Source organism: Mesorhizobium dulcispinae (assembly GCF_033977345.1).
Lineage (GTDB): Bacteria > Pseudomonadota > Alphaproteobacteria > Rhizobiales > Rhizobiaceae > Mesorhizobium > Mesorhizobium dulcispinae.
In genome coordinates, this window is the sequence record NZ_JAVIIY010000013.1 from 119,050 (window position 1) to 131,684 (window position 12,635).

Annotated in this window: 8 protein-coding genes; 4 read left to right on the forward strand and 4 right to left on the reverse strand. The window is 60.9% G+C overall.

Going from position 1 to position 12,635, the window contains the following annotated elements:
- Positions 1-506: 506 nt before the first annotated feature.
- Positions 507-1,826, forward strand: a complete 1,320-nt coding sequence (locus RFN30_RS24995; protein ID WP_320264737.1) for an aminotransferase class I/II-fold pyridoxal phosphate-dependent enzyme — start codon at positions 507-509, stop codon at positions 1,824-1,826.
- Positions 1,827-2,635: 809 nt separating this feature from the next.
- Here the strand turns inward: RFN30_RS24995 and RFN30_RS25000 are convergent.
- From RFN30_RS25000 to RFN30_RS25010, 3 genes are all read right to left on the reverse strand, one after another.
- Positions 2,636-3,220: a hypothetical protein gene (locus RFN30_RS25000; RefSeq protein ID WP_320264738.1), complete on the reverse strand. Its 585-nt coding sequence runs from the start codon at positions 3,218-3,220 to the stop codon at positions 2,636-2,638.
- A gap of 60 nt (positions 3,221-3,280) precedes the next feature.
- Complete coding sequence (locus tag RFN30_RS25005; RefSeq protein ID WP_320264739.1) at positions 3,281-4,303, reverse strand: permease; 1,023 nt, start codon at positions 4,301-4,303, stop codon at positions 3,281-3,283.
- Between the two features lie 121 nt (positions 4,304-4,424).
- Positions 4,425-6,383 carry an AAA family ATPase gene (locus tag RFN30_RS25010; protein WP_320264740.1) on the reverse strand — a complete coding sequence of 653 codons (1,959 nt, stop codon included), beginning with the start codon at positions 6,381-6,383 and terminating at the stop codon, positions 4,425-4,427.
- 508 nt (positions 6,384-6,891) lie between these two features.
- Here RFN30_RS25010 and RFN30_RS25015 point away from each other — a divergent pair.
- The gene (locus RFN30_RS25015) at positions 6,892-7,890 is read left to right on the forward strand and encodes a hypothetical protein (RefSeq protein WP_320264741.1); all 999 of its coding nucleotides are present in this window, start codon (positions 6,892-6,894) and stop codon (positions 7,888-7,890) included.
- Here the strand turns inward: RFN30_RS25015 and RFN30_RS25020 are convergent.
- A complete protein-coding gene (locus tag RFN30_RS25020; RefSeq protein ID WP_320264742.1) occupies positions 7,867-8,463 on the reverse strand; it encodes a PIN domain-containing protein in 597 nt (198 codons plus the stop codon). The two genes, RFN30_RS25015 and RFN30_RS25020, sit on opposite strands and share 24 nt — an antisense overlap.
- A 107-nt stretch (positions 8,464-8,570) precedes the next feature.
- Here RFN30_RS25020 and RFN30_RS25025 point away from each other — a divergent pair, with 107 nt between their 5' ends.
- The gene (locus RFN30_RS25025; RefSeq protein ID WP_320264743.1) at positions 8,571-8,825 is read left to right on the forward strand and encodes a type II toxin-antitoxin system Phd/YefM family antitoxin; all 255 of its coding nucleotides are present in this window, start codon (positions 8,571-8,573) and stop codon (positions 8,823-8,825) included.
- A 372-nt stretch (positions 8,826-9,197) separates the two neighbouring features.
- Entirely contained in the window at positions 9,198-12,572 is a 3,375-nt protein-coding gene (locus RFN30_RS25030) for a GAF domain-containing protein (RefSeq protein WP_320264744.1), read from the forward strand.
- The last annotated feature ends 63 nt before the right edge of the window (positions 12,573-12,635 follow it).

Below are 12,635 nucleotides of genomic sequence, written 5' to 3' on the forward strand. Positions count from 1 at the left end.
TTGGTATCAAGATACGCGTCAGAGCAGGACCAGCTGTGGCGAGAACGAGGAGAGCCGCCGTGTTTGCGCCATCCCGCTCGCAGTTCCTTGGAAATTCAGGCGGGTCCGCTCGCCGAACCCGGCGCCTGTTCTGCTCCGCGCACCCGCGCTGGGTCGGCGGAACTGTTGGGCCGCCGGAGCACGAGATGTTCTCCCATCGCGGCAAAAATAGGTGTCGTCCAACTCACTATGGAGGCGGTTTCGCACTGACCGAGCCGCAAGGCGGGAGTCCACCCTGCGCAGCAACGGCTCTGCCGATGAAAGGCCAATGTTACTGAACCGTGGCCGCAATCCCGAACCTGTCCTGCAATGCCCAGACGCTCGTGCTGACACATGACCCAAACGGGTCACGCGGATCAGAAATCGCCGGGGCAATATCCGAGACAATTGGCAGTGGGGAGAGCTACTTAACCGCTTGAGGAGCCCCTGTTTCTGTCCGGATCGCGCATGTTCTGGAGGGATCGACTATGCTATCCAAAGTCGAACATCGTGATTTCGATGTGATGGAAGGTGTGACGACCGACTACTACAACAAGTCGGATACAGACCTTTCCGCTAGGTGGCGGGCTCTGACAGGTTGGTTCGACGCACGGCTAGGAGCACGCCTTGATCCCTATTGCAAGTATACAGCTTCGCGAATCGACAGCGAGATAACTGCGTTCACGAGGGACGGTGAACCTGTCTCCGGCGTGAACTTCGCTTCACAGGACTACCTGAACCTCTCGACGGAGAAGCGCGTGATCAACGCGGCGACGGAGGCCGCCGAACGGTACGGTGTCCACAGCGCCGGATCGTCCGCGCTAATGGGCCTCACGGAGGTGACGGTCGAGCTGGAACGGAAGCTCGCCGCCTTCCTCGGCGTAGCCGACGCGACGGTTTTCCCGACCGGATGGGGTGCCGGATACGGCCTTGTCAGGACGCTTGTCCGGCGCGAGGACCACGTCGTCATCGACGTCCTCGCCCATGCCTGCCTCCAGGAAGGAGCAGAGGCTGCTACGCCCAACGTCCACCGTTTCCCGCACTGCTCGAACGAAGGCGTAAAGCGGAGGTTGTCGCGGCTGCGCGCCGATGGCGCGCGTGCCGGAATTCTCGTGGTCACCGAGACTGTATTTTCGATGGACAGCGACGTTCCGAATCTTGTGGGGTTGCAGACAATTTGCTCGAAATACGGAGCCACGCTCATGGTCGACGTAGCGCATGACCTGGGGGCCATTGGCAACGGCGGCCGTGGATATCTTGAAATTCAGGGGGCCCTAAGGAACGTCGATATCATCATGGGAAGCTTCTCGAAGACCTTCGCCTCGAACGGTGGCTTCGTCGCCTCAGACAGAACCGAGCTGAAACTGGCGCTCCGATCCTCGTGTGGGCCGCTGACCTTCACCAACGCCATGTCCCCGATGCAGGCGGCTGCGGTGCTTGCCTGCCTTGCCATTGTCGACAGTCCCGAAGGAGAAAGGAGGCGGAGACGGCTGATGGAAAATATCAACTACATGCGAAGCCGCCTTCAGGCGGCGGGTTTCAACGTTTTAGGAGCTCCGAGCGCGATCGTACCGGTCGTCCTCGGCCGCAACGGCCTGTCGCGCATGATGACATCGTCTATGCTGAGCAATGGAGCGATCGTGAATTTGGTCGAATATCCGGCCGTCGCGAAAAACGGATGCCGCTGGCGGGTGCAGATGATGCACAACCACACGAAAGGGCAGATTGATTCGTTCGTCGAGACAGCCGTTGCGGCGCGCGAGGCCATTAGCTGCCAAGGCGACAATCTCGTTGATGAGACTGTTTGAGGAGTCGACGAGCGGCCCTTCTTTCTTTGCTCTACGCTGCCCGTCGCGGCATTGCGCCCGGTATCGTAGCCGGCGATGTTCCGAGTGAACACGACAAGCGCCCGCCAGGATGTCCTTTCCCGCCGAGCTGAGCTAGCCAATCTACACACTCACTGGACACTCTGACTCGGGATAAGGTTCGAGTCCTCTGGGCCGCACCAATCGAATCCTTGTGGTTCGGCGAACGCCCGTTCACCCTGCATGGATGGACGCCATTTTTCCGCCTTTAGCCTTGACGACGCCCGCCTTGTGCGAGGCGATCGCCCACTGCCTCACGGAGGACCTGCTGTCTCCCGCATGGAGGACTCACGCACCGAAGAGCGGCAATCCTCTGGCCGGACATTGCTATGCCGCCTCGGAAGCGGCGTTCCACCTCCTCGGCGGTTATGCCGCGGGCTGGGTGCCGCACGTCATCAACCACGAGCGCTGGGGCTTAAGCCCGGCCAGATGCACTGGTTCCTGAGGAATGCGGCGACCGGAGAGATCGTCGACCCGACCGAGGGCCAGTTCCCGAGCGGCGCCGACCACTCGGCGGGGAAGGGCTGCGGGTTCCTGACGGAAGGACCCAGCCGGCGCGCGAGGGAGATAGGACGTCGCCTCGGAAGCCTTCCGTTCGATAGGGGGCTAGGTCCTTCGACACCGCCCGAGCGGCTCATGAGAGTTTCGGAGCATAGCGCAGCTTGGTAACGGGAGGATGCACCTGGCGGGGTGTGGCGCTGGAGCCTTCGACCCTGACGACACCTTCTTTAACTATCCGGCTGCGCCAGGCATCAGAACAGCGTAGGTCGCGGGACAGATCGGGACGGACGCCGACCAACGGCATTGCAGAGGTCGGGCGTAATCCGCGCGTCCACCGCCCAGTCGGCTAGGCACGTGTAACTGGCTCGCGCCGCTCCCGTCATCGGGATGGAGCGCTTGTTGCCAAGCTCCTTCAGGAGACCGAAATAGGCAGCGTACGTCCCTCGCATCGGGCGCAGCGGGACCGTGACCCAGGCTGGGATGGCGGCGAAGCGCTCGGCGAGCTGATAAACTTGGCGGAGCGCCAGGGCAGTTATGTCATCGACGGTCGCGCCCTGCTCCTTCATTCGCCTGTTGATGGCATCGGGCACGAGGATGCAGTTGTAGGACTCGTTCAGCCCGCCCACGTCGCGTTCCTCGTTTCGGGCTTTCACGCCGATGAAATAGCGGATGCCGCCCTTCTCGGCGAGGACGTCTGCGAACGGCTGGTTGTGCACGTCGTCGTTCAGGTTGCGAACGCCCCGAAATCCGTTCCGGACGAGAGCCTCCGCAGCCAGCACTTCACCCAGGATGCCAAGTTTCGATGTGCGGCGAACCCGCGCGACGATGTCTTCCATTTCCCACCCCCACTCTGGTTTGAGCCGGCGGTGCGGGACACTCCAGCGCCGCTCTCCCACTCATGAAAAGAGCATCCAGAGCGCCTGGAAGATATAGCCGATGACCAGCGATCCCGAAACCGCCAGCGCCACGAACAGGGCGATGGTTGCCGGCCTGAGTACCAAAGCGACGGCCATGACACCCCAAATGCTCACCGCGCCGCCTGAAACGAGGAGCGCCATTGCCGCGCCGGGCGACATGCCGAGATCGAGCAAACCTCGAACCAAAGGCAGTGCCGCAAGGCCGTCGAGATACATCGGCGCGCCGACCAGCACCGCAAGCGGGATCGCATAGGGGGAGCCACTGCCGATATAGGCGGTGAGGACATGTGCGGGCAGAAGGTCTCGCAGCAGGAACTCGGCCGAAAAGGCAAACGTCAGACAGAGCACGACGGTTCTTGTTGTGGAGACAAGATTTGCTCCAAACGCATGCATACGCGCCGGATCTCGCCAGATCCGGAAAGACAGGTCCGTTGGCATGCACGTGCCACATGGTCCGCCCTTCACGACTCCTTGTGCCCGTAGCGGGTTTTGGACCATCTGTGTATGCGCAAGGAGCGCTGTCATCGCGCCTGAAAAGACCCCCAGCGCAAAAGCCGCAAGCATCTTTCCGATTGCGAATCCAGGCCCGAGCAGCGCCCAGGTCGCGGTCAGCATTGTGGGTCCCGTAATGGGCGAGGAAAGCCAAAATGCCATGATCGGCGCAAGCGGAACGCCGGAAGCGAGGAATCCGGTCGTGAGCGGCAGCACCGTTACGCCACATACGGGCGTCACGGTGCCGATTCCCGACGCGATCAACACAGTCGCGACAGGGCGGCCCTTGAACCATCGCGCCGTAACGGTCGCTGCTCCACTGGCAGCGACCCATGCCGAGATGATTAGCCCGATCGCAACCATCAACGCGACGTCCATGAAACTCTGCAGGACGAAATGGAGCGTCCCATATGCCCGTTGCGGCCACATAAGCGCGACAGCAACCGTCAGAACGGCGGCGGTCGCCCAGATGAGCTGCCTTCCTTGAAGTCTCGGGAGCGCGACAATCATGGCATCACCCTCTTTGTGCCGTCCAGGCCAGCGACCGCCGCAGCGCGAGGAAGTCTCGCGCAGCACAGGCCGCGCTCCATGGCTCGCTGCCGACATAGGGCCGAACCATATTGCGCGACATCTATCCTGTCTTCCTGTCGTCACCGTCGACCAGCTTGAGCCGCGGCTGCTGGGCGATCAGCTCGACCACCTCGCTGGCATCGAGCGTCCCCTTGATGAGCAAAGCCTCGGCGACGCGATCTACCTCCAGCCGCTCGCGTTCGATGATCCGCTTCGCCCGCTGGAACTGCTCCAGCAGCATCCTGTCGACACGTGCGTGCAGGAGGCGGTCGAGCCGCAATGCGGAGAAGAGTTCCTCTTCGTCGTCAGGTGCGAGGTACGCTAAGCCTTCGCCAAGGCCGTAGGATGCCTCGAACGCCAGCGCCGAAAGCGTGGCCGTGTGGAGGTCGGAACCCCTGCCACCGCCACCGCCCGCCGACCGCTCCCCGAAGACCACTTCCTCGGCCGCGATGCCTCCAAGCCCAACGGCGATTCTGTCGAGCAGCTGGGCGTGGGTGCGTTCCTTGATCCCCTTATCCCTGAAGAGGGTCCCGCCGCCGTTCTGAAACAGCTCGGGATTCGGGAGGATGGCTTTCTCGACCGAAACCGAGACGAGTTCGCCGCACGCGAGCGCGAGCGCGACGATGGCATGTCCGGTCTCATGGACGGCCGCCCGGCGGCGCATTTCCGGTGGAATGGGAACCAAAGCGGGAAGCTCGGACACAAGGTCGTCGAGCGCCATGTCGCGGCGCGCCCGCCTTGCCCGCCGTCTCGCCTGCCGGACCAGTTGCTCGAGGGAGGCGCCATTCCAGCCTTCGGTTCTCTCAGCGATTTCCGACAGGTCGGCATCGGCAAGCAATCCCTGCAGGTGCCAGCGCAGGATTCCTTCGCGGCCCTTCTGGTCCGGCAGGGGAATGCGGACATGCCTGTCGAGGCGGCCGGCGCGGACGATCGCGGCATCGAGCCTGTGGGGATGGTTGCAGGCTCCGACCACGACGACGCCCTCGCGGCCCTCCGCGCCGTCGATGCACTCGAGCAGCGCGGCCACCACCTCCGTGCAGTACTGTCGGTTGTAATCGTTGAACTTCTCGCGGTCGCCGACGGCGTCGATCTCGTCGATGAAGATGATCGACGGCGCATTCTTTCTTGCGTCGTCGAACGCCGCCCGCATGGCCTTCAGAAGGTCACCGAGGTGGCCCTTCGCCTGCCAGCGGCCGAGGGAGCCAAGGACGAGGTGGACGTTGCAGGTGCGAGCGAGAGCGCCCGCGAACGTGGTCTTGCCCGTTCCGGGCGGCCCGGAGAGCAGAATGCCGCGATCCACGTCTGCCCAGCCGATCGTTCCAGCCCGCCAGTCGGCGAGGTCAGTCGCCAGTTCGCGGCCCCATTCGCCCGCCTCGCCGAGGCCATGGAGGTCGTCAAGCGTCGGGCCGGAAATGTCTTTGGCCGCCCTCGGCGCACTGGCCTGCACCATTAGCTTGATCGCGTGAGCGACGGACCTTCCCGGGCGCAGCGTGGCACCGATGACGGACAGGGGCATCGTGGCGATGAACTCGGCCTGTTCGGGCGTGATCTCCGTCTTGAGGCAGAGCCTTGCCCCGGCGATGACGTGCCGCGGCAGGATCGGCCCCACTTCGACCACCCCGTCAGTGGCGAGGCGGAAGTAATCCGGCATCTCCGTGCCGCTCTCCATCACCAGGACGACGCGCCGCCGCTTCGAGAGCGCCGCGGAAAGTTCCGCCTCCTTGGCCTTCGACCAACGGTCGCCCTTCGTCAGGATCTCGGTGCCGTCGAGGCCGCCATAGATGAAGGAAGGGCCATGCGCGGCATAGTGGACAGCCTCTTCAAAGATGTCCTTATCCGCGCCCGCCGGGAGCAACAAACCGACGACCACAGGTTTCAGCTGCCGGAATTGCGGGATGGAGCGGCATGCCCGCATGATCGCGCAGTAGGCGAGGAAGCGCGGTAAGGATTGATGCAGCTTGTTGCGGAAGGTGCCGGCATTGCTGCTCCCGGCACCCTTCAGGGTCTTGTAGCGGATCATGTCGACACCTCGGTCGCAACCGTGCCACAGCACGGTGATGGAAATCGGAAACTGACGAAGAGACGCGCGCGCTCAGGCGCCGATGGCCGAGCGTATGGGCGCGCGCCGGACCTGCCTCGTAGTCGTCTCGGATTTCCTGGAGGTGTGGATCACGACATTGTCCTCGGTTTCATGCGCATGCGTTCTCGGCCGCCGCAAGGGCGGCCGCGGGAGCGGTCAGCGTATGAGGTCGAGGTGTTGGCGCGTGGTCATGGACGGGAACGTATAGTGAACATAGCCCAGGCGGTCAAGCGCCGCACCAACATATCGTGGTTCCTTGAGCAAACGTTATAAGCGGTCGTTGGATTGCCTTATAAATGGTTGCGGAACTGGGAAAACATTTCCCGCCGTTATCCTGCATCCTTAAACGAATATGTCGTAAGTGACGGCATCTGGTACACGAGCCCGGCTAGCAGTTCTGGTCTGACCTGCCGCGGTTTCAACAAGCATGTTGGGAGAGGTCATATTGATGGATAGTGTGAAGGCTCTGAGAGAAACTGCACAGGAAATCGACCAGGTCGCGCCAGCAAGACACGTCGCCGCTTCCGGGCAGGGGCGCCGCAATGGGCGTCAGTCCGGCTCGGCGAAAGCGAACGAGCAGTCGATCGACTACGGCAGCCTCGGAATTCCGGAAGCCGCCGTGCCCTCGTTCGAGGAGGCTCGGGAGATGTTCGCTTCACTCGGCCGGAAGCGGACCGAAGAAGTGTTCGCTTGCGGGGAGATGCTCGCGAAAGTGCGCGGCAAGTCACCAAGCCAGGATGTCTTCGAGCGTTGGTCTAAGCAAGCATGCCGGCTCACCAGGCGAGGCGCCGGCAACTACATCGCCGTTCACAACAACCTGCGTGCCCATCGGAAGGTCCTGGTCGACTGCAGCGTGCCTGCGGCCGCTATGTACGCGCTGGCGGCAGCGGCGGCCGAAACCGTCGCTTCCGTAGTAGCAGACCTCAAGGCGGGCAAGCGGCCGACCGTTCGCGAAATCAGGGGTCTGGTTTCCGGTGATACTCAGACTGCGCAAACAGACCCCGCCGACATTGCCGGAGTCGATGGGCTGAGAGCGCTGGCGCGGGCGAAGGCCCAGAACGGGGTGCCGATCCTTGTGGAGAGGCTCAAGGGGATGCTTGGCGATATCCAGGCTGCCCTCCAGCCGCACTTCGAAGGGAAGAATGTCGCCAAGGGCGCGCTGGTCGCGAAATTGGAGCATCCGGCGCGCCGGGCGCGCAGCGAACTGGAGAACCTCGCGCTGTTTGTCGAGCCGAACTCCCGAAGCAGCGAAACCTGGAGAGTGCATCCTGCGATCTTCCCGCACGGAAGCCCGTGGGAGGCGGTTTCTCGGGTTCTCTTCAAGCTTGGCGGGCGCGAGGAATGGCCCGACGCCAACGACCTGGGCGCTTGGCTTGCCAAGGACGTCGTGCCGGCGATCGAATTCGCCGTCGGCGCAAAGCCCTCAAAAGGCATCTCGACAGAGTGAAAGCGAAGCGCTCGCCCTATGGCGGGGGCGTGCAGTTGCCGCAAAACGATGCACCGGTTGTGGCCGACGGTGCCCGCCTTTCGGAAGGATGCTCCACTCGAGTGATGCGGGATCGAAAAGTCCTGGCAGCGGGAAATGACGGTCGATCCGCAAAAAGTCCTTGGTGTTCATCGTGGCGACGACGCCACGATGCACGATGGCGGATGCCGCGATCGCGAGGTCTTGGTGCATTCTTGCGTCCTTGGCTTGTGGCGATTTCGTCCACAGGTCTTTTAGACTGGGGACGAGCGTCATTCGGGCGTAGAGCTTCGAGGTGTCGGCATCCATGGGGAGGAACGCCATGTCCGACACCAGAAGGCGGTCGAGCCAGGACTGCAGTTCAAGGGATCTGGCAACGTTCCGTGCTTGAAGCATCGTAATGCCTCGCTGAATTTCGATCACGCAGCCAAACGGGATCGCGAGCGAGGTGTCCGTTTCCGCTATCCAGCGGACAACGCTGGGATGTGGTCTTTTTTTGATGAGTTCGCTTACTACGTTCGTGTCAAGGACATAAATTCTCGGGAGTGGGCTCACTGCTGGCATCCTGTTATTGTGTCAGTGTGATTGTGCGGCGCGAACGTAGGCGAGAGGCACCGGCAAATCGTTAAGCATAGTCGCCCTGTGCGTAGAAAGGATTCAGCTTGGGCAAAAGTCCCGAAAAAAAGAGAGGCTCAAAGCCTGCGAGTACCGAATCGAACGCCTGGCCGGTCGCCGATGCGCAGGAGAGGTTCGCGGAACTCCTCGATGCGGCCGCCAATCTTGGGCCGCAGACGATCGTCGACCACAACCGCAGCTTCCAACTGACCCTGACAAGAAGCCGCTGGTCGCCTGAGGCAAAGGAATTGCTCCTGAGTGGGGGACGGGTAGGGGCTGCCGGAAAAGCGGACAAGCACTGACGGCGGTTGGCCAGTTTCAGGAAATGTTTTCCCGAGGTACGGCCCAACTGCCTTGGCGTTTGGTTTTGGAGGTAGTCAGAGGGCAAGGTAGGCCCGTTGATTGACCGTTGGCCTACGTCCAATCCGGCGTTCCCGCCACACGTGTCGAACGACTGCTGAGCGCCCAATCTCGGCCGCTGGAGGCAAGCTTGACACGGCCTGGAAGCAGACATGGTTGGAGACTGCGCGGAGAGTCTAGCTTGTCCCCTTCAGGCCACGACTCGCCGGTACTGTCGATCGGCCGCCTAGTGTGTAACACTACTAGCTAATATATGGGTGAGGGAAAGCATTCCTCTCGACCTTGGCGGAATGTTCCTTTTGGGAGAAGCCGATATGCAGGGCTCAGTCGAAAGCGACCTTGCCAGCCGCCTGGAATCCGCCAACCGGCGTATTGCCGAGCTGGAAAACGCCGAGGCAACTGCAGCAATCGAACTTGACCGTCTTTCTGTCGAAAACAAGCGTTTGAGCCAATTTGCCGAGGTACGCACAAAGGAACTCGCCATTCTTAATAGCGTCGGCGAAGCGATGGCGAAGACGCTGAATGTGAAGACAGTGACCCGCATCGTCGGCGATAAGGTGCGCGAGATATTCGGGGCCGACATCACGGAAATCCTCTTGCGCGACGAGGCGTCCGACCTGATCACAGTCCCGTACTCATTTTATCGCGGCTATCAGGATGTCGAACCGTTTGCTTTGGGCGAAGGATTGACCTCCAAGGTTATCCTCTCCGGAAAGCCGTTAATTTTCGCGACTTTCGAAAAGTCCCTTGAGTTCGGTGTCATTGCACTCACTGAAGCGGAGCGAGCCGAATCCTATATCGGCGTGCCGATCATTGCCGGAGGCAGAACTCTGGGCGTTGTCAGCGTGCAGAGTTACGAGAAGAACGCCTTCAATGAAGATGATATTCGCCTTTTGCAGGGGCTCTCCTCCAGCATGGGCGTCGCCATCGCCAACGCTCGCCTTTTCGACGAAACCCAGCGGCTGCTGAAAGTGGCGCAAGACCGGGCCAAGGAATTGGCCATTCTCAATAGCGTCGGCGAAGCGATGACGAAGTCACTGAATGTCGACACAATTATTCGGCTCGTGGGCGATAAGGTCAGGGACGCATTCGGCACGGAGGTCAGCGAGATTCTGTTGCACGACCGCCAATCCGGCGTAGTTCGAGTTCCTTACGCTTACTATAGGGGTTACAAGACTATCGAGCCGTTTCCGATAGGGATAGGGCTTACATCGGAAATTATCTCCACGGGAAAACCGTTGGTTTTCAGCACCATGGAGGAAGGAAAGAGGCGCGGTGCCTATTTCCCGGACGAAGATGACAGGACCTCTTCATACATTGGCGTGCCGATCAATTCGGGCGAGAGAACGCTCGGCGTGGTGAGTGTTCAAAGTTACGAACAGAACGCATTCGACGAGAACCACGTACGTTTGTTGCAGACGATAGCCTCCAATATGGGAGTCGCAATCGCCAACGCCCGCTTCTTTGATGAGACTCAAAGGCTTCTAAAGGAAACGGAGCACCGTGCCGCTGAACTGGGCGCGATCGGCAAGGTCAGTCAGGCACTCATAGGCGAGGCTGAACTTGGCAATACTATCCAGCTGATCGGCGATCAGATGCAGGAGATTTTCAACGCCGACATAGTCTACGTCGCTCTGCTCGATCCGGAGACAAAGCTGATCCATTTTCCTTATCAGTTCGGCGAAGCCTTCACCACACTTAAGCTCGGCGAAGGCCTCACAAGCAAGATCATAGAAACCGGCGAGCCGTTGCTCATCAATCAGGATGTCGCGGAACGCGGCGCGGAAATCGGAGCAACTCCGGTTGGCAAGGATGCGTTGTCCTACCTTGGCGTTCCAATCAAGACGGCTCAAGGCAATGTCGGCGTGATCAGCGTGCAGAGCACGACACGGGAGGGTATGTTCAACGAAAATTCGCTGCGACTGCTCTCGACCATTGCCGCCAATGCGGGAGCCGCACTTCACAACGCACAACTGTTCACGGAGCTTAAGGAGCTATCGCGCGCCTTGAAGGATGCCAAGGAAGCGGCCGAGGCGGCCAACGAAGCCAAAAGCACGTTCCTGGCCACCATGAGCCATGAAATCCGCACGCCGATGAACGGTGTCATCGGTATGGCCAATTTGATGCTCGCCACGCAGCTTGACGATGAGCAGCGGGAAATCGGCGAGACGATCAACAACAGCGCAGAAGCGCTGCTGACCATCATCAACGACATACTCGACTTCTCGAAGGTGGAGGCGGGCAGGCTCGACCTTGATCCTCGGCAGTTCGAACTGCGCGAATGTCTCGAAAGCGCGATAGACCTAATCGCGCCAAGGACGGCAGAGAAGGGACTGGACCTCGGCTACGTCGTCGAGCCCGGCACGCCGGAAACGATTGTCGCCGACAGCAACCGTCTACGCCAGGTTCTGATCAACCTGCTCAACAATGCCGTCAAATTCACTGAGCGAGGAGAGGTCGTACTTTCCGTGATGGAGGTGCCGTCCAAAGCCGCGGACAGCAGCCAACAGGAAGGCGGGCGGAAAATGTGTACGCTGCAGTTCTCGGTGCGTGACACCGGCATCGGCATAGCCAAGGACCGGATGGATCGCCTCTTCAAATCATTCAGCCAAGTCGACGCCTCCACGACGAGACGCTATGGCGGAACCGGGCTTGGTCTGGCGATAAGCAGGCGTTTGGTGGAATTGATGGGAGGTGAGGTCTGGGTAGAGAGCGTTGAAGGCAAAGGTACGACGTTCTTCTTCACCATCCGCGCTCCTGTCGCATCGAGCCGAAAACCAGCTCACTCACTGCAAGCAAGGGACGAACTGGCGGGCAAGCGGATGTTGGTCGTCGACGACAACGCAACAAACCGGCGCATCATGTCCCTGCAGGCCCAGTCCTGGAACATGGCTGCAGCTGAAAGCGAACATCCCGCGGAAGCGCTTCTAAGGCTCGCGCGAGGCGAGGTCTTCGATGTCATCGTTCTCGACCTGAACATGCCTGACATGGATGGCATCGAACTGGCGAGACAGATACGCGCGCTCGACGGCAAGGGCAGCGTTCCGCTGGTGCTACTCAGTTCAATGGTGCCCATGCCTGAAGACAAGAAGAAGGAGATGGAAATCATCAAGTTCGCGGCCACGCTTTCCAAGCCGATCAAGCCATCGCCATTGCTCAACACCTTGCTGTCGATCTTTGTCGGATCTCCGACCCGTTCCATCCGATCCGACCAGCCGAAGGGGCCGGCTCTCGACAGTACGATGGCGCAGAAGTTTCCGCTTCACATCCTCCTGGTCGATGACAATGCCACCAACCGAAAGCTTGGCTGCAAGGTGCTCGAGCGCCTGGGCTACAAGCCGGAACTGGCTGTCGACGGGCAGTCGGCGGTCGCTGCATACACCCGGGGCAGCCACGACGTTATCCTGATGGATATCGAAATGCCTGATATGGACGGTCTCGAAGCGACAAGATTGATCCGCGCGTCCGGCCGCCAGCATGCGCGTCAGCCGTTCATCGTGGCTCTCACCGCCAACGCCATGGCCGGTGATCGCGAGAGGTATCTGCATGCGGGCATGGACGACTATCTCAGCAAGCCGCTACGCGTAGAAGACCTCATCGCGTCGCTGAACAAGTCGGTGCTGGTTGGCGCGCAGAGATTTGCCGGCGCAGCGAGCGATTTCGACGAACCCAGCGTGCCAAGGCTCTGAATGCAAATGGCGGGCCTTGGCGCAATTGCCACCAGCGCGGTGGCGGCATTGATTGGGAGTTGC